General features: G+C 71.3%; 18 protein-coding genes. 8 read left to right on the top strand and 10 right to left on the bottom strand.

What is annotated here, in order from left to right:
• Nucleotides 1–18: 18 nt before the first annotated feature.
• The 8 genes from ACFU97_RS13310 to ACFU97_RS13275 all read right to left on the bottom strand — a co-directional run bounded on the left by ACFU97_RS13310 (nt 19) and on the right by ACFU97_RS13275 (nt 7,330).
• A complete protein-coding gene (locus ACFU97_RS13310; RefSeq protein ID WP_384254963.1) occupies nt 19–1,221 on the bottom strand; it encodes a glycoside hydrolase family 1 protein in 1,203 nt (400 codons plus the stop codon).
• Nucleotides 1,222–1,283: 62 nt separating this feature from the next.
• Nucleotides 1,284–2,183, bottom strand: coding sequence for a carbohydrate ABC transporter permease (locus ACFU97_RS13305; protein ID WP_384254961.1), 900 nt, complete (start codon nt 2,181–2,183; stop codon nt 1,284–1,286).
• Nucleotides 2,180–3,169, bottom strand: a complete 990-nt coding sequence (locus tag ACFU97_RS13300; RefSeq protein WP_384254958.1) for a carbohydrate ABC transporter permease — start codon at nt 3,167–3,169, stop codon at nt 2,180–2,182. Before ACFU97_RS13300 ends, ACFU97_RS13305 begins: the two co-directional genes overlap by 4 nt.
• Nucleotides 3,170–3,174: 5 nt before the next feature.
• Nucleotides 3,175–4,416: a sugar ABC transporter substrate-binding protein gene (locus ACFU97_RS13295; protein WP_384254955.1), complete on the bottom strand. Its 1,242-nt coding sequence runs from the start codon at nt 4,414–4,416 to the stop codon at nt 3,175–3,177.
• 301 nt (nt 4,417–4,717) lie between these two features.
• Nucleotides 4,718–5,536 (bottom strand): thioesterase family protein, encoded by an 819-nt coding sequence (locus ACFU97_RS13290; protein ID WP_384254952.1) that lies wholly within the window; start codon nt 5,534–5,536, stop codon nt 4,718–4,720.
• Nucleotides 5,537–5,690: 154 nt separating this feature from the next.
• Nucleotides 5,691–6,104: a VOC family protein gene (locus ACFU97_RS13285; protein WP_384254949.1), complete on the bottom strand. Its 414-nt coding sequence runs from the start codon at nt 6,102–6,104 to the stop codon at nt 5,691–5,693.
• The gene (locus ACFU97_RS13280; protein ID WP_384254946.1) at nt 6,101–6,685 is read right to left on the bottom strand and encodes a dihydrofolate reductase family protein; all 585 of its coding nucleotides are present in this window, start codon (nt 6,683–6,685) and stop codon (nt 6,101–6,103) included. The genes ACFU97_RS13285 and ACFU97_RS13280 overlap by 4 nt, the downstream gene beginning before the upstream one ends.
• Before the next feature lie 144 nt (nt 6,686–6,829).
• The gene (locus ACFU97_RS13275; RefSeq protein ID WP_384254943.1) at nt 6,830–7,330 is read right to left on the bottom strand and encodes a hypothetical protein; all 501 of its coding nucleotides are present in this window, start codon (nt 7,328–7,330) and stop codon (nt 6,830–6,832) included.
• 344 nt (nt 7,331–7,674) lie between these two features.
• On the opposite strand from ACFU97_RS13275, the gene ACFU97_RS13270 reads away from it, so the two are divergent.
• Nucleotides 7,675–8,661, top strand: a complete 987-nt coding sequence (locus ACFU97_RS13270) for a hypothetical protein (RefSeq protein WP_384254940.1) — start codon at nt 7,675–7,677, stop codon at nt 8,659–8,661.
• 104 nt (nt 8,662–8,765) lie between these two features.
• Nucleotides 8,766–9,995, top strand: a complete 1,230-nt coding sequence (locus tag ACFU97_RS13265) for an MFS transporter (RefSeq protein ID WP_384254937.1) — start codon at nt 8,766–8,768, stop codon at nt 9,993–9,995.
• A 192-nt stretch (nt 9,996–10,187) separates the two neighbouring features.
• Here ACFU97_RS13265 and ACFU97_RS13260 read toward each other — a convergent pair whose 3' ends face one another.
• A complete protein-coding gene (locus ACFU97_RS13260; RefSeq protein ID WP_384254934.1) occupies nt 10,188–10,736 on the bottom strand; it encodes a GNAT family N-acetyltransferase in 549 nt (182 codons plus the stop codon).
• Between the two features lie 129 nt (nt 10,737–10,865).
• On the opposite strand from ACFU97_RS13260, the gene ACFU97_RS13255 reads away from it, so the two are divergent.
• The 6 genes from ACFU97_RS13255 to ACFU97_RS13230 all read left to right on the top strand — a co-directional run bounded on the left by ACFU97_RS13255 (nt 10,866) and on the right by ACFU97_RS13230 (nt 16,824).
• Nucleotides 10,866–11,351: a DUF1877 family protein gene (locus ACFU97_RS13255; protein WP_384254931.1), complete on the top strand. Its 486-nt coding sequence runs from the start codon at nt 10,866–10,868 to the stop codon at nt 11,349–11,351.
• 88 nt (nt 11,352–11,439) lie between these two features.
• Complete coding sequence (locus tag ACFU97_RS13250; RefSeq protein ID WP_384254928.1) at nt 11,440–12,603, top strand: sensor histidine kinase; 1,164 nt, start codon at nt 11,440–11,442, stop codon at nt 12,601–12,603.
• Nucleotides 12,600–13,259: a response regulator gene (locus tag ACFU97_RS13245; RefSeq protein ID WP_384254925.1), complete on the top strand. Its 660-nt coding sequence runs from the start codon at nt 12,600–12,602 to the stop codon at nt 13,257–13,259. The genes ACFU97_RS13250 and ACFU97_RS13245 overlap by 4 nt, the downstream gene beginning before the upstream one ends.
• A 222-nt stretch (nt 13,260–13,481) precedes the next feature.
• On the top strand, nt 13,482–14,339 hold the full coding sequence (locus ACFU97_RS13240; RefSeq protein WP_384254923.1) for a hypothetical protein: 858 nt from the start codon (nt 13,482–13,484) through the stop codon (nt 14,337–14,339).
• Between the two features lie 226 nt (nt 14,340–14,565).
• A complete protein-coding gene (locus ACFU97_RS13235; protein ID WP_384254920.1) occupies nt 14,566–15,204 on the top strand; it encodes a GPP34 family phosphoprotein in 639 nt (212 codons plus the stop codon).
• A gap of 21 nt (nt 15,205–15,225) precedes the next feature.
• The gene (locus tag ACFU97_RS13230) at nt 15,226–16,824 is read left to right on the top strand and encodes a carboxylesterase/lipase family protein (RefSeq protein WP_384254917.1); all 1,599 of its coding nucleotides are present in this window, start codon (nt 15,226–15,228) and stop codon (nt 16,822–16,824) included.
• On the opposite strand, the gene ACFU97_RS13225 is transcribed toward ACFU97_RS13230, so the two are convergent.
• Nucleotides 16,796–17,344, bottom strand: coding sequence for a hypothetical protein (locus ACFU97_RS13225; RefSeq protein WP_384254915.1), 549 nt, complete (start codon nt 17,342–17,344; stop codon nt 16,796–16,798). The two genes, ACFU97_RS13230 and ACFU97_RS13225, sit on opposite strands and share 29 nt — an antisense overlap.
• Between the last annotated feature and the right edge of the window lie 88 nt (nt 17,345–17,432).

Raw genomic sequence — 17,432 nt, 5'->3', positions numbered from 1 at the left:
TAGGGGACTGCGGCCCGATCAGGCGGCGGCGTGCGGTAGTTCGCGGGTGCGGCCGAGGCCGCCGAGCCACGCGGCGGACGGCCTGGGGGTGCGCTCGAAGGTGACCGGGTCGACGGCGATGAGGCCGAACGTGGGAGCGAAGGAGCCCCACTCGTAGTTGTCCAGGGCGCTCCAGGCCAGGTAGCCCTGGACGTTGAGGCCGTCCTCCAGGGCGGAGGCGACCGCGGTGAGCGCGCCGGTGTAGTAGTCGATACGGCGGGAGTCGTCGCCGGTGGCGATGCCGTTCTCGGTGACGATCAGCGGCATGTCCGGGCCGGCGATCTCAGCGGTGTGGCGCAGGGCGTGGCCCACGGCGGCCGGGTAGTACTCCCACTGCGTGAGGGTGCGCTCCGCGTCCTCGGGCGCGGGGATGGGACCGCCGGCGCCGATCCGGGTGCGGGTGTAGGACTGGACGCCGATGAAGTCGTCGCCGCGTGCCGCCTCGATGAAGACGTCCTCGCGGGGATGCCGGTAGGCGGCGGTGACGTCCTCGGCGCCCGGCAGCGCCTGGTAGACCTGGTTGGCGACGGTCCAGCCGACCTGGATGCCGGCGTCGAGGGCCCGGACCGCCTTCACCGCGGCGTGGTGGGCGGCGATCACCGCGCGGGTGGTCTCCTCGTCCGGGAAGGGCAGCCCGGCGGGCGGGAAGCCCTGCTCGCCCCGCTTGGCCAGGCCCGCCATCACGGCGATCATGTTGGGCTCGTTGATCGTGCAGACGTGGCGGACGCCGTCGGCGATGATCGGCGCGCACTGCTCGACGTAGCGGGTGAACAGCTCCACGGCACCATCGGCCGTCCAGCCGCCGAGGTCCTCGAACCACTGCGGCACAGTGAAGTGGTGCAGGGTCACCATCGGGCGCAGCCCCCGGGCCAGGGCGCCTTCGACCATACGGCGGTAGTGCGCGGTCTCGGCCCGGGAGAAGGCGCCGGGGGCCGGTTCGATGCGGGCCCACTCGACGCTGAACCGGTAGTCGGTGAAGCCGAGTTGGGCGAGCAGGTCCATGTCCTGCTCCCAGCGGTGGTAGCTGTCGCAGGCGTCCAGACTCGGTTCGCCGATGCCCGCCTCCGGGTCGTGCTCCTTGCGCCACCAGTCGCTGTTGACGTTGTTGCCCTCGATCTGGTGGGCGGCGGTGGAGGCGCCCCAGAGGAAGCCGTCGGGGAAGCGGAGGGAGGTGTGCGTCATCGTCCGTTTCTGTCTGTGTGTTCGGGATCAGGATCACGGTCGGGATCGGTCCGTCGTACGGGCTATTTGAGGCCGGCGGTCGCGATGCCCTGGGTGAAGTGGCGCTGCAGGACGGCGAAGACGGCCAGGACGGGCAGCACCACCAGCAGCGAGCCGGCCATGAGCATGCCGTTGCCGCCGGCGACGGTGCGGTTGGGGTCGTTGGCGAAGGTCGCGAGGGCCACCGGCAGCGTGTACTTGCCGGGGTCGTTGGTGGCGACCAGCGGCCAGACGAAGTTGTTCCACGAGCCGAGGAACGTGAAGATCGCCAGGGTGGCCAGGGCCGGCTTGACCAGCGGCAGCACGATGCGCCAGAAGATGTACCACTCGCCGGCGCCGTCGATCCGGGCCGCTTCCAGCAGCTCGTCGGGAACCGACTGCATGAACTGCCGCATCAGGAACACCCCGAAGGCGCTCGCGGCGAAGGGCAGGACGAGCCCGGCGTAGGAGTCGATGAGATTCATGCCGCTCATCAGCACGTACAGCGGAAGGATCAGCAGGTTGCCCGGCACCATCAGCGCGGCGAGCACCACGGCGAAGACCTTGGTACGGCCCGTGAAGTCGAGCTTCGCCAGCGCGTAGCCGAGCATCGAGCAGAACAGCAGGTTGCAGACGGTCACCAGGACGGCCACGACCAGTGAGTTCACGAAGTAGCGCGGCATGTCCAACTGGGCCAGCAGCGCATGGAAGTTGCCCAGCGTCCAACGCGTCGGGATCCACACCGGGGGACTGGCCGTCAGGTCCTGCCGGGTCTTGAAGGAGGACAGCGCCATCCACAGGAACGGCGTCGCCATCAGCAGCAGGCCCAGTGAGGCGACCAGGTACAGCACGGGCCGGCGGACGCGGCCCTCGCGGCGCCGGACGTGCGGGGCTGAGGCGGCCGGGGAGGGGGCGGTGCGGCCGGGGACGGTCGGGGCGCTCATCGGGTGTTGTCCTTCAGCAGTCGGAGCTGGAGCACCGTGATGCCCATGATCACCACGAACAGGACGTACGCCATGGCGCTCGCATAGCCCATGTGGAAGAAGTTGAAGCCCTCCCGGTACATGTCCAGCGACACCGTCAGGGTGGCGTTGTCGGGCCCGCCCTGGGTCATCACGAAGGGCTCCTCGAAGACGTTGAGGTAGCCGATGGTGGTGATGACGGTCGCGTAGAGCAGGGTCGGGCGCAGCAACGGGACGGTGATGCGCCGCAGTTCGTGCCAGGCGCCGGCGCCGTCCAGCCGCGCGGCCTCCCGCACCTCGGTGGGAATCGCCTGCAGGCCCGCGATGAACAGCACCATCACGGTGCCCAGGTTCCGCCAGACGGCCAGCAGGATCAGCGAGGGCATCGCCCAGGTCTGGGAGCCGAGGAAGTCCGGTGTCCTCGCGCCCAGTTCCGCGGCGACACCGGCGACCAGGCCGTCGGACGGGTCGAGCACGAAGCGCCAGACGACGGCGACCGCGACGATGGAGGTGACGACCGGGGCGTAGAAGCCCACCCGGAAGAACGTACGGGCCCGGTCGACGCCGTTGTTCAGCAGCAGGGCGACCAGCAGGCCGAGCACGATGGTCAGGGGGACGCCGACGACGACGAAGTAGGCGGTGTTGAACAGGGCCGTCCGGAAGGTGTCGTCGGCGAACAGCTTCGTGTAGTTGTCCAGGCCGACGAACTGCGCCTCCAGGGGCCGCCGGACGTTCCGTACGCCGAAGTCGGTGAAGCTCATCCAGAGCGTCGCCACGATCGGGAACAGCATGAAGACACCGAACAGCGCCAGGAACGGCGTGGAGAACAGCCAGCCGTGCAGATTGCGCCGGCCCAGCGGACGACCCCGGCCGCGCCGTGCGCCCGCGGGCGGCGGCTGCGCGCCGCCGGCCCGCCGGGTCTTCGTCACGGCGGCGTCGTCCGCCGCCGATCCGGTCACAACAGACATGCCGACTAACCCACCAGGTTCTCGATCGCGGACTGTGCCTTGTCCAGGGCCGCCTTCGCGGAGGACTTGCCCTGGGAGACCGCCCCGATCGCGTCGTCGACCTTGGAGGTGATCTCGGTCAGCTTGGGCTGGGCGGGCAGGGCCTTGGCGGTCTGCATCTGCTGCCGGAACACCTTCATGTCCGCGTCGCCGGCGAGCTCACCGCTCTGCCACGCACGGGTGTTGGCCGGCAGGTCCTTCGTCGCCGCGTACCAGTCGGCCTGTCCCTTGGCACCGGTGAGGTACGAGATGAAGTCCTTGGCCGCGGCCTTGTGCGAACTGTCGGCGGAGACCGCGAGGCTGGATCCGCCCGCGTACGATGCCGACGTCTCGTCCGCCGGGACCGGGGCCACCGCCCACTTGCCCTTCAGGTCCGGGTAGTTGTCGTTGAGCAGGCCCACGATCCACGGACCGCTGAAGAACATGGGCACGGCGCCGGTGTTGAAGTCCTTGGTGACGTCGTAGCCCGGCCGGAAGGTCTTGTCGCTCAGACCCTTGCTGTAGTAACTGCCGTAATTCTCCAGGGCCTTGACGGCGGCGGGGCTGTTGACGACCGGCTTGCCCTTGCCGTCGAGGATCGCGCCGCCGGCCGAGTACAGGAAGGGGTAGAAGCTCTGCACGGCGTCCAGCCCGCTCGGCTGGATGGACAGGGCCCACTTGGTACCGGCCTTGTCCTGATAGGCCCTGGCCGCCTTCTGCAGGTCCGCCATGGTGGCGGGAGCGCCCTTGAGGCCGGCCTTCTTCGCCAGGTCGGTGCGGTAGTACAGGACGCGGGTGTCGATGTACCAGGGAACGCCGTACGACTTGCCGTCGTAGACGCCCTGGTCCCAGGCGGACGAGAAGAAGTCGCCCTGCTCGAAGGTCTTGGTGTCGACCGGCTCCAGAGCACCCATGTCGGCGAACTCGCCCAGGTAGCTCGAGCCCATCTGCATCACGTCGGGGAGTTTGCCCGCGGCGGCCGCGGCGACGAGCTTCTGGTGCGCCACGTCCCAGCCGACCGGGGTCACCTTGACGGTGACGTTGGGGTGCGCCCTCTCGTACGTCTTGGCGACGTCGCCGAGCTTCTCCCCTTCCGTTCCCATGGCCCAGACGGTCAGCGTCTGCTTCGCATCCGCACCCACGTCCGCGCCCGAGCCACCACATGCGGTCAGGGTGAGCGCGGACGCCGCCACGAGGGCGAGCGAGGCGGTTCTGGCGGCGCGGTGCATGGGGTGCTCCTCCTTGAGCGAGGCTGATGTATGCGCTGTCTGTAAGCGCATACATCACTCTGTGGGACGCGTTGGAGGACTGGCAAGTGGCTCGTTGATTACGCTCTGGTAACGGGTGCGGGGGTGTGATGGGGGCAGCGTGAAGGCCGGTATTCCGCTTGTCCCTTGCCCGAAAGGGGCGGGCACGGTGCGGCGGGGGCGCGCCGCTCTGCCTCTGGGGCTGCCTCTGCTTCTGCCGATCCAGGGTGGCGGCCGGGAGGTGCAGGGGTCACTGATGGAGTTCTGTGGGTGGGGAGTCTCGTCAGACGCCCGGTTGGGGCCGGACCGTGAGGATCTGCTGGGCCTGGCCGACCGGGCCGTGGACGTCGTGGAGGATCGTGCTGGTCAGGCCCTGGCCGGTGGGGCCGAAGGTGACCGTCGTGTCCAGGCCCGTCCAGGGGCCGCGTGGCCGGCGGTGCAGGTGGACGGTCAGGTCGACGTTGGGAAACATCCACTCGGTGGGCGACTGGCGCACGGCGATGCCGTTGGCGGTGTCGACCAGGGCGAGGTAGGACGCGAGCGGGCTGACCTCGGCGCCGGCGACCAGCTCCAGGGGCGTGGAGATCCAGGCGGTCGTCCGGCCCGGCTGCGGCTTGCCGACCGGGCGGACGTCCACGGAGGCGATGTAACCGCCCGGCCAGGCGTCGGACATGCGCCAGCGGGTGAGGGACTCCGGCGGGGCGAGACGGTCGTCGGGACCGCCCGCGACGGCGGCGGTGTCCAGGGCGGCGAGGTACCAGGCGCGGGCCCGGACGACCGGACGGCCTGCGATGCGTACGACCGCTTCGAGGAGCTCGATGGTGCGGCCCGGGCGGACGGTCTCCACCTCGATCTCGCACTCGTCGAGGGCGAGACGGCCGAGGATGTCGTAGCTGATCCGGGAGAGCACCAGACCGTTGCCGGGGCCCGCGGCGCGATGGCGGTCGAGGGCGTGGACGATCAGGCCGCCCAGCGGGCTGAAGTGCTGCTCGTCCGGGTCCCAGGCGCCGCCGGCGTGGGCCGTCGGCTTGTAGCGGGTCTCGTCTATGGCCTCGAAGTAGCTGCCCTCGGGGGCGGGCGAGGGGGAGGTCGAGAGGGACACGGGCCGTTTCTCCTGAGCGGTTCCTTGGCCGTCGTCCTGCCGGCCGGTCAGCACGTTACCGGCTCCCGGGCGTCTCGCTCCCGTGAGAAAGTGCACAATGCACTCACTTTGACTCGCGAGGAGGAGTTCCGGCACCGCGCTTTCCGCGACCGCCTCAGGAGAAGTCTGCCGCCGTGATGCCCTCGGCATGTCCGGAGGGCCACTCCACCAGCTCGATCCGGTAGCCGTCCGGGTCGGTGAGCCATGACGTCTTCGGGCCCTGAGGACCGCCCGGGTACTCGACGGGGCCCGGGTTTAGCCCGGCGTCGGTCAGTTGCTCCAGGGTGGAGGTGAGTGTGTCCACCTGGATCGCGAGGTGATCGAAACCGCTGCCCACGTCGACGGGTCCGCCGGCGGGACGGTGGACCAGTTCGAGCGAGGCCGCCGGTTCGCCGGGGAAGCCGAGAATCACGAGGTGACTTCCGTCGCCCGTGTCAACCCTGCCCAACTCGGCGTAGCCGAGGGCGGTGTAGAAAACGAGCGAGCGGTCCAGGTCGGTGACGCGGTAGGAGACGAAGAGCGTCTTCATGCGGTCTCCTCGAGACGGCGTACGCGGTAGCGAAGGTGTGTGACGTCGCGGTCCTCGAGCCGTCGGACGAGGTCGAGTTCGATGTGTTCGCCACCGAGGTGGTCGAAGAGCCGTCGACCGCCGCCGAGGAGGACCTGAACCAGGTGGATCTCCATCTCGTCCATCTGCCCGGCTCGCAGAAGCGCCTGCGCCGCGCCCGCGCCATGGACCAGGATCGGCCGGTCCCCGGCGGCGGCGCGGGCCTGACGGGCACAGTCCTCGACGTCGGTGACGAATCGGGCGTGGCCCGGTGGCACGTCCCCGTCGTCCACCTGGTGGGTGAGGACGAAGATCGGTACGCCGTCGTGATGGTCGCCCTGCCAGCGACCGGCGAGCTCGAAGGTCCGGCGGCCGGAGATGACCGCGCCGGTCGACGACGCCTCGCGGTAGACCTGTCCGCTCGGGCTGTCGGATTCCCGGTCGTCGAGCCAGTTGAACAGGCGTCCACCGTCGCGTCCGAGCTCCTGGCCCGGTCGATCGTCCGGACCGGCGATGTAGCCGTCCAGCGACATCGACATGTACAGCCGAATCGGAGCGCTCATGCCCGCCTCCCGCCGCTCTCGTCCATGACAGTCATGACCGTCAGGACTGTCACACGGAAGACCGCGGAAGGTCGGCAAACTCATCGGCCCTGCGCGCCGGCCCTGCCGGATGGGCGAGTGGAGGTGAGGGCGCGCGGTACACGCTCAGGCGGCGATCAGTGAGGCCTGGATCCGACTGACGGCACGCAGGACCTCGTCTCGGTTCTTGGCTCGCTTGATCCATACCGGAAGGCGGGCCACCAAGGTCATCTTCTGTCCCGTGTCGTACCAGGGCGCTCGTTCTCGCAGGGACGCTTGGACGAAACGGCGGATCAGGCCGAGGTGTTCGAGGTTGTAGGCCCACAACCACCCATGCCGGGTCTCTACTTGGAGCCACAGCGGCCTGCCGAAGTACGGGTCCGTCGCGGGGTGGCATGTGCCACGGGAGAACGTGACGCTACGGCCACTCCACACCTGTGACAGCCCGCAGCCACGGCAGACCAGACGGCGCGGCCTGAACAGAGGGTGTCCCTCGGCATGGGGGTCTTCGGGTGCTGGAACGACATGAGCGGCCTTCGCGCACCCGGAGCACCGCACGACGATCGAGCCGACGTAGTCGTACGTCGTGCTGCGCGGATCCCGGAACCGACCGGAGGGCTTCGTCATGCGCCGAGTATGCAACTGCCGCGCAAGCCGGCGCATCCCGATTCGACCACTGACGCTCACGCGCGTCCGTCACCCTGAACTGGGCGCTGTCGAGCGCATGTTGACCCGGTGTGGAGGGTGGTGGTCCGCTTCGTGGTGGGGCAGGGGTTTCCGCTGGGGCAAGGGTCGATAGCGTGGCCCGGCGATCATCGCGTGCGCGCCGTGCGCGCTCTGCGCGGCGTTCGCCGAAAGTACTCAAGATACGGGGATGACTTGCCATGGCTCACTCGGCCCGCTCTGCTCACACGGCTCGTGCCACGCGTATTGGCGTGTTCGCCGCGGCCGTTGCTTCGGTCGCGGCTTCTTTGACCGGATGTTCCACCGCCGACGGCGGCTCCCAGCGCGCGGACGCGGTGCCGGCGGAGAAGCCGTTGCTCACCACCGTCGAGGCGAACAAGGTGGTGACTGCCTATCAGGACGCCAACAACCGCGCCAACGCGAAGAGTTCGGCCTCTCTCATGGCGAAGGCGGAAGGCGGTGCCGTCCTTGCGATGGACCAGGCGTACTACACGCAGGTCCCGGGCCTCAAGAAGAGCGATGTCGCAGACACGCTCGCTCCGTTCGTCTACATCGACCGCACCTTCTACATCCCGCCCGCGTCCTCGCGCGCCGACTGGTTCCTGGTGCGGACTCAGGGCGCGCCCCTCACCCACGGCAAGCCGGGCAAGCCGTGGCCGAAGGACATCAGGTTCCTCGTCTTCAAACGGTCCGGCGACGGCTGGCGGATGGTCGTCGCCCGCGACTTCTACGGAGCCGATGTGTCCAAGGTGCCGCACATCGCCCTCGACAAGGCGGGGTTGATGACCGTCGCCGACCCCGACACCAAGATCGGGGGGACCGCGCCCTCGCAGCTGCCGGACCTGGTCACCGATCTGTGGGAGACGGGCGGCAGCAGGACCGCGCTCACCGACACCGCGGCCCGACGTACCGGCAGGTCCTGGTACACCGAGCGGCTCGACAACATGGACGGGCACGCGTGGGTCGACTTCAAGAAGACCGCGCCCCACACCGGGGACGTCTTCGCGGCCAAGGTCGCCGACGGCGGCGCGCTCGTGCTCTCCGACAGCGCCGTCGACGAGACCTTCCTCGCCAAGGACCTGCAGTCGTACATCCATCTCGGCGACTCGGACAAACCGTTCGTCAAGCGCAGTCCGAACGCGCAGATGTACAAGGTCGTACGCCACTACGTGCAGACGGAGCTCGGTGTCATCTCCCCGAAGGGCAAACCCGCCGTCTACTCCATCGGCACCCAGCTGACCAAGGTGGACGCGACGCCGGCGGCTGACGTGTAGCGGTGGAGGGTGGCTGCGGCACGCACTCCCCGGCGCCCGCCCCTTGCGCTCGTACGCTCGTCTGCCCGATGGCCGCCTCCCGGCCGACGATCTAGCGTCGAAGTATGTACTCGTCCCGCGCCGAACCGGTCGCGGACACGGTGCCCGGTCTGTCCGCCGGGCCGGTCGTGCTCGCCTGGCTGACGCAGTTCATGGTCGGGACCGATCTCTTCGTCGTGGCGCCGCTGCTCCCGCACATCGCCGCGTCGTTCGATGTGTCGGCGTCCAGTACCGGGCTGCTGATCACGGCCTTCTCCGTCGCGTACGTCGTGGCTTCGCCCTTCGCCGGGTGGATCTCCGACCGGTGGGACCGGGCGACGGTTCTCGTGGTGGCCCTGGTGCTGTTCTCCGCGGCCAATGTCGCGACCGCGCTCGCGCCCGGGTTCGGTCTGCTGCTGGTGGCTCGCGTGGTCGCCGGTATCGCGGCCGCGGCGACGGGGCCGACCGTGTACGCCCTGGTCAGCACGCGTGCGCGGCCCCAGGCCCGGGCCCAGGTGCTGGCCGTCGTGGGGTCCGGGCTGCTGACCGCGCTGTGGGTGGGGGCGCCGGCGGGGTCGCTGCTCGGGCGGTACGTGGGGTGGCAGGCGGCCTTCGTCATCCTGGCCGCGGGCACGCTGCTGCTGGCCTTCCCGCACGCGTTCGTCTGGCGCGCGCGTCCGGTGCCGGCGGTCGCCTCGCCGGCGACGGCGCCGCACCGGGTCGGGCGGCCCGGTGTCGCGGTCGCCGCCGTCGCCGTGACGACGCTCTGGGCCTTCGCCGTGTACAGCCTGTACACGTTCCTGGCCGTCGCGCTGCACGCCGACGGCAGGTCCACCACGGTGACGTGGCTGCTGGTCGTCTACGGCGTCGGGGCCGTCGTGGGCGGACAGGTGGGCGGCCGGTTCGCGGACCGGATCGAGGCCACGCGCGTCACCGGGGTGGCGCTGATGCTGACGGCGGTGCTGGAGGCTGTCGTAGGGCTGGTGTTCTCCACGACCTGGGCGCTGGCCTGCGCGCTGGGCCTGTTCGCGTTCGCCGCGTACGCCTTCTTTCCCGCCCAGCAACGTCACCTCGTCGACCTCTTCCCCGAACGGGCGACCGCCGTGCTGTCCTGGAACAACAGCGCACTGTTCGTGGGCCTCTCGCTGGCCGGCGCGGTCGGCGGGCAGGCGGTGCGCGCCCTGGACTACCCGGCGCTGCTGTACATCGGCGCGGGCGTGGCGGTACTGGCGTGCGTTGTCGCCGTCGGAGGCCGGGCGGGGCGGACCGGCGGGGAGGGGAGCGGCCCTAACCAGGCAGGTCGCGACCACAAGTGACTGCCATCACCCCCCGGGGATCACACCTCGCTGGATCTCCGTCTCGGTGCCCGTCTCGGTGCCCGGCTCGACGCCCGCCTCGACGCCCGTCTCGACACCGCCCAGCCCAGGAGGCCCTCGCCCAGAGCCTCGACGCCGAGGCCCGTGTCACCGAACAGTTCGGCCACAACGGCGCTTGAGGGGGGACCTGGCTCAGCCGGCCGGTGCCGCCGACGTGCGTACGCCGTACCACTGCTCGGCGCCGTAGTCCTCGTACCGCCGCACCTCGGTGAAGCCCAGTTTCGCGGCGAGCCGCATCGAGCGGTCGTTGGCGGTCTGGGTGGTGAGCACCACCGGCTCGCCGGGGAGCGCGGCGGCGACCCAGTCGAGGACCGCCGCGCACGCCTCGGCGGCGTAGCCGCGTCCCCAGGCGCGCGGCAGGAACATGTAGCCGAGTTCGGCCTCGTCCGCCTCCGGGCGGACGTGGCCGGAGCGTTCCGCGTCGTGCCGGTCGAGCGTGACCATCCCGATCAGTGCTCCGTCGAGCTCGACCACGAAGAAGCCGGGACGCCGACCGGGCACCTCGGGCATCGTGCGCTCCAGTTCGTCGCGCGGCCGGGCGCCACCGACGTACGTGCCCACCTCCGGCGAGGCGAACAGCTCGATCAGCGCCGAACGGTCCCGGGCCTCCGACTGGCGCAGCACGAGCCGTTCGGTCCTGACCGGGTCGGGTGGCCAGGCGACAGGTCCGAGTCCATTCATGCCGGGCAACGTATCGCACGCCCGTACGCATGCGGCGCCGTGACGAGCGGACCCGCTGTCAGTGCCGTCGAGTACGTTTCCCTGCGTTCGGCCCGACCTGCGGGCCGCCGTATCGGGGGACTTGTCGCGGTGAGCATCCATCTGCAACTGCGGGCCGTCGCGGAATCGGAGATCCGCGACGACCACACCTGGCTCGCGGCATTCATGCTCGCCGCGTGGGAGAACCACCCCGACGAGTACGCGGCCGGCATCGCCGACTCGATCGACAAGGTCTTCCACTCCGTCAACGACCTCTACGCCGCGGCCGGCGTGCTCCGAGCGGACGCCGACGAGCCCTGGACGCTGCCGATCTACGGCGGCCGCCCCGTGGCACACGGCGCCGACGACGACCTGTCCGACCCGCCCCTGATGATTCTGGAACCGTCCGGCGTGGCAGAGGCCGCCGCCTTCCTCGCGGCCGTCTCCTTCGACGACCTGTGGGGCGAGGCAGGCGCCAAGCTCGACACCTGGGAGCACGCCCGGCAGGAGTTCTCCCACCACCACGAAGACCTCCGCGATTTCTACGGCCGGGCGGCGTCGGCGGGCCACGCCGTGGTGAAGGCGGTGTGGGCGTGAGGCGGGGGCACGTGCGGACGATGCGCGCACGTCATGACGCCTTCCGTCGGTGAACGGTCCCGCAGCCGCCGCTGGATAGGGTCGGAGCGTGGAGCGCAGCAGCAGGGAGCCGGACGACGTGTTCGCCGGGGAGGCGCGGGGGGAGTTGCCGCCCCGGGCGGAGCGGGCGTTGTGGTGGGGGTCGGCCGGTCTGGTGCTGGGTGTGCTGGGTACGGCGGTGGTCGTCGCCGGTGCCGAGCACGGGTGGCGGCTGCCGGTGGCCCTGGCCCTGGTCCTCGTACAGGTCGCTGCGTCGAGGTGGCAGGCGCGCCTGCCCGTCGCCGTCCTGGCCGTCAACGCCCTGACCGGCCTTGGGGTATGGGCGCTGCTGCCCGAGGTGTCCCTGACGGGAGCCCTGCTCGCAGCGCAGGTCACCCTGTGCGTGCTGTCCGCCACCAGGCCCCGGCGGATGTCGGTGTGGGCGCTGGCGGCGATGTGCCTGCCGGCGCCGCTTGCGTTCGCGGCGGGCGGTCCCGGGGGACTGGCGGTCTATCTGCTGACGGTGGTCCTGGCGTGGACCGCGGGCCAGTGGCGCCGGGCGCAGCGGGAACGGACGCGGGCGGAGGCACGCCGGGCCGTCGTGGAGGAGCGGGCGCGGATCGCGCGCGAGGTGCACGACGTCGTGGCGCACACGCTGTCGGTGATGGTCATTCAGGCGGGCGCCGCCGACGACGTGTTCACCGAACGCCCCGAACAGGCCCGTGAGGCGCTGCGGGCCATCGAGACGGGCGCCCGCTCGGCACTCGGCGAACTGCGCCTGCTGCTCAGGGCGTTCAGACCCGAGGCGGGCCAGGACGAGCCGGGAGAGCGGCTGCGGCCCTCGCTCGCGCGCCTGGACGAGCTGGCCGACACCGTGCGCGCGACCGGCATCACCGTGCACGTCCACCGCGACGGCGCCACCGATACCCTGCCGGCCGCGGTGGACCTGGCGGCGTACCGGATCGTCCAGGAGGCCTTCACCAACACCCTGCGCCACGCGGCTGGAGCCGACGAGGTGAGCGTGCGCGTGACGGCGGAAGGAGAGTGCGTGAAGGTCAGCGTGGTCGACAACGGCCGTACGCGGCAGGGCGGTTCGGGTCTGGTGGGCGCGGGGCGCGGGCTGGTGGGAATGAAGGAGCGCGCCCGGCTCGTGGGCGGCAGCCTGCGCGCCGGGCCACGACCCGGAGGCGGATTCGAGGTGGCTGCCCGACTGCCCGTGGAGGACGTGTCATGACGCTGCGCGTGGTGGTGGCCGACGACCAGGCCCTCGTCCGCACCGGATTCCGCATGATCATCGACGCGCGGGACGACCTCGAGGTGGTCGGCGAGGCGTCCGACGGCCGGGAGGCGGTCCGGCTGACCCGGGACCTGGCGCCGGACGTGGTGCTGATGGACGTACGCATGCCCGTCGTGGACGGCATCGAGGCGACCCGCCAGATCGTGGCCCACGGCGGCCCGTCCCGGGTGCTCGTGCTGACCACCTGGGACGTGGACGCGCACGTCGTCGACGCCCTGCGGGCCGGGGCCAGCGGCTTCCTGCTCAAGGACATCCGTCCCATCGAACTCGTCGACGCGATCCGCCTCACCGCGCGCGGCGACGCGCTCCTGGCACCCACCGTCCTCAGCCGCGTCCTCGACCGGTTCCTGCGCACCACGCCCGACCCGGCGCCGCCGCCCTCCCTCCAGGACCTCTCCGGCCGCGAGCGCGAGGTGCTCACCCTGATCGGCCAGGCCCTGTCGAACGCGGAGATCGCCGAACGGCTGGGCCTGTCGGAGGCCACCGTCAAGAACCATGTCACCGCGGTGCTGCGCAAACTGGGCCTGCGCGACCGCGTCCAGGCCGTCGTCGCCGCCTACGACCACGGCCTCGTGGAGCCGCGCCGCCCCTGAGGGGCCGACGGCGGAGGACGCAGGACGGACGCGGCCGTGGGCGCCCGGGTGCGGGGTTCCGGTCGGTTTCTGCCCGTTTCTGTGTCGAGTCTCGCTGGACAGACGGCCCTCGCTTAGGCTCGTTTCGCCATAATTGATCCTGAACCAACGGAGGACCGGACGCCTGGAACCAGTCGCGAACGCCTCATCAGAACGCTGACATTCTGGCTGCGTCCTGCCTTTGTGCTGCGCGTCATCAGCCGGTTCCAGAAGATCGCGGGTTTCGACCGCGCGATGGCTCTGGCCTCGGGTGCGCTGACCGCGCTGATTCCGCTCGCGGTCCTGGGCGGCGCCCTGTTCGGCGAGGAGACCGCGGACCGGATCATCAACCGGTACGGTCTCACCGGTGGCGGGGCCGAGGCGGTCAGGACGGTGTTCTCCGCAGGGTCGGCGAGCGCCGGCGTCGGTGTCTTCGGGATGCTGTTCCTCGCGATTTCGGTGCTGAGCTTCTCCCGCGCCATGCAGCGCCTGTTCGAGCAGGCCTGGGAACTGAAGCCGATGGGTGTGCGCAACACCCGAGGCGGCCTGTGGTGGATCGGCACGCTCACCGTGTACTCGGCGGTGATCGGTTGGATCTACGTCGTCCTGGGCGGGGGGCGCCTGGGCGTGGCGGCCGCGGTGTGCGAGGTGCCGGTGTCCGCCGCCTTCCTGATCTGGAGCGGCTGGATTCTGTCCGCGAAGCGGCTCGCCTGGCAGGTCCTGCTTCCCTTCGCGCTCTCCGCAGCCGCCCTGACGGCGGCGTATTCGGTGGTCGCGGCGGTATATCTGCCGCGCCTGTTCAATTCCTACGCCTCGCGCTACGGCGCCGCCGGTGCGGTCTTCGGGATGGCCACGACACTGTTCGGGGCCATGCTCGTCGTCGTCGCCTCGGCGGCGCTGGGGCGCGAGGTACGGGACGAGCTCACCCGGATCCGCCAGGGCCGGCGTCCGTCCCAGGACGAGGTTCGGCGCCAGTGGGAGAGCATCGTCGAACAGACCCGCTCCCGTTGGCGCACCGTGCGCAACCACCCCCCGCACCACCGGGCCGAGGATGCCCACTGAGGATCACGCGTGCCGATCCTCACGGCCCGCCCTGGCCTGCCGCCCGGATTCGGTGACGGGCCCGTCGGCAGGACGAACCGGCCGCGGCTCACGGGCTGGCAAGCGGCGTACAGCCCCCAGGCTCCTCCTCAGGTAGGAGGCCGGCCCGCGATCCTCCCACGCTCCCACTCCCGGACCGCTCCCCTGGCCGATCCGCGGCCGGGCCACCCGCCCGTAGCGTCGAGGTGTGATCGACGACCTGCCCAGCCTCATGTATCTGCTCGCCTACGACGACACCGCCGAAGGCCCCTACGACCGCCCCCGCACCCGGCTGCTGCTCCGGGCCGCCGCTCTGATCGACCTCGCCCTGCGCGGCCGCCTCAGGGAGCACGACGGCACGGTCACCGTCTCCGGCACCGGACCGGCCGGCCATCCCGCCCTGGACGGCATGCTGCACGACGCGGCAGGCGGCCACGGCTGGAAGCACCTCGTGCGCACCCACCGCAAGCGGACCCTGACGGAGGTGGAGGACCGGCTCGCCGCGGGGGGAGTCCTGACCGTCAAGGAACCGCGCACTCCCTTCGGCACCCGGCGCGTGACGATCACGGACCGCGCCCTGACCACCGCCCTGCACGCGCGCGTGTCCGCGGCGCTGCGCGGCGACGCCCCTGTGCGGGACCTGCCCACGGCCGACGCCGCGCTGCTCGCGCTGGCCGCGGCGGGCGCCGTCCGGCCGGTCGTCTCCCGGCAGGACCAGAAGACCTACCGGGACCGCATCGACGCCTGCACGGCGACCCTCGCCGTCCTCGCGCCCGGCCTGGAGAAGGCGGTACGCGACCTGCCGACGACCATGATCGCCGCGCAGGGCGGCATGGGCGGCGGCTGACCGAACCGGAACGGGGAGACGATGACCATGCACCGCGTCCTGACCATTCTGGGCTGCGCCCTGACCGCCGTCCTCGCGACGGCCTGGTCCGCGGCACCACCGACGCAGCCCGCCGCCCGGCCCACCCAGGCCGCCGCGCCGACGACCGTCCGTACCCACCACGGCCTCGTGCGGGGCGCTGCCCACGACGGCTACCGCACCTTCGAGGGCATCCCCTACGCGGCGCCCCCGGTCGGCAGGCTGCGCTGGGCACCGCCCCGCCCCGCGGCCGGCTGGTCCGGTGTGCGGGAGGCGACCCGCCCAGCGAGCGCCTGCCCGCAGCCGGCCGGCGAGGTCCCCGGCGGCAGCACCGACGAGGACTGCCTCCACCTGAACGTCACGACACCCGACGGCGCACGGCCCGCGCACCCCCGGCCGGTCGTCGTGTGGCTGCACGGCGGCGGCTTCACCACGGGGGCGGGCAGCTCCTACGACGCCCACCGCATGGCCACCCGGGGTGGCGTCGTGGTCGTCACCGTCAACTACCGCCTCGGAGCACTGGGGTTCCTCGCGCACACGGGGCTGCCCGGCTCCGGCACCTTCGGCCTGGCCGACCAGCAGGCTGCGCTGCGCTGGGTGCGCGCCGAGATCGGCGCCTTCGGCGGCGACGCGCACCAGGTGACCCTGGCCGGTGAGTCGGCGGGCGGGTACAGCGTCTGCGCCCAACTCGCCTCACCCGCCTCGGCCGGCCTCTTCGACCGGGCGATCATCGAGAGCGGCCCGTGCACCGGCCGCGCCGACCGGCCCTTCGCCCCGTCCGCCGTCCCGCTGTCCACGGCGCGCGCCACGGGCACGGACCTCGCGGCGAAGGCCGGCTGCGGCTCGGCCCGCGACGTGATGGCCTGTCTGCGGCGCGCGCCCGTCACCCGTCTCCTCGCAGCCCAGGAAGGCGACCAACAGCCCGCCTACGCAACCCCGTTGCTGCCCAGGGACCCCGGGGCGGCGATCACCTCCGGCCGCTTCCACCACGTCCCCGTCCTCCTCGGCAGCAACCACGACGAGGGCAACGGCTGGGCCGCCGGGATCATCCAGGCCGGCAACCCCGTCACGCCCGGCACCTGGCTCGACGTCGCGGCCACCTTCTTCCCCTCCCCGGGGGAGGCGAAGGCCATCGTCCGCGAGTACCCGGTGCACCGCACCGACGGCGGCCCGGTCTTCGGGGCGGTCATCGGCGACGCGAACTTCGCCTGCCCGACCGCCCGGACGGACCACCTGCTCTCGGCCCAAGTGCCCGTCTGGCGTTACGAGTTCGCCGACGAGCACGCGCCGCCCCTCACGTCCGGCACACCGCCGTTCCCGCTCGGCGCCCCGCACGCGAGCGAACTGCCCTACCTCTTCGACCTCGGCGGCCGCCCCCGCGACCTGACGGCGGCACAGCACCGCCTGGCGGACACGATGATCGACTACTGGACCGCCTTCGCCCGCACGGCCGACCCCAACGGCCCGTCGTCACCGCACTGGTCCCGGCGGACGGTGCAGTCCCTGGCGCCGGACCACATCGTCGCGACCGGCACGACACGGACCCGGCACCACTGCGGGTTCTGGAACGGGCTCACGACGCCTGACAACGGCTCCGGGTGAGGAAGAGACCGGCCGCCGCCGCGCCGGCCGGCACCCAGCACAGCAGTCCTGCCGCCACGTAGCCGAAGACGGTCAAGGTGGTGACCGACAGGGCCGCCAGGGTTGCCAGGACGGCGCAGGCGCGCGGCAGTCCGCCCGCCGTCCAGGCCCCCTGGAGAAAGGAGTTGGTGCGCCAGGTGTGCACCCCGACGAGGACCATGACCACGATGACGACGGCGGCGAGGACGGGGGAGAGCGTGTAGGTCTGCCGGAACATGGTGGAACGCTCGGACGGTTTCGAGCCCACCAGATGTGCGATCCCCTTGATGAGCGAGCCCGGTCCCAGCACGGCGAACACTCCGCCGACCAGGCGACTGCGCCACACCTTGCCGCCCACGCCCCGCCGCAGTTCGATCCATTCGAGGATGCCGCGGGGGTTGATCAGCGCCACCCAGCCGGCCACGGTGGCGCCGAGCCCCCACACGATGTCGAACAGGGCCGAGTCCGGCGCCGACAGCTGCTGCGACGCGACGGTGAACATCCCCGCTGACATCCCTGGCCCCTCCCCGAGCACCGACAGCGCAGTGTGACGCCGGGACGGGGCTGTGCACCACGGTTGACGTGGGGAA

This window comes from Streptomyces sp. NPDC057616 (genome assembly GCF_042800575.1).
Taxonomy (GTDB): domain Bacteria; phylum Actinomycetota; class Actinomycetes; order Streptomycetales; family Streptomycetaceae; genus Streptomyces.
Note: the sequence above shows the minus strand (reverse complement) of the source record. Positions and strands in the feature narration are given on the sequence as shown.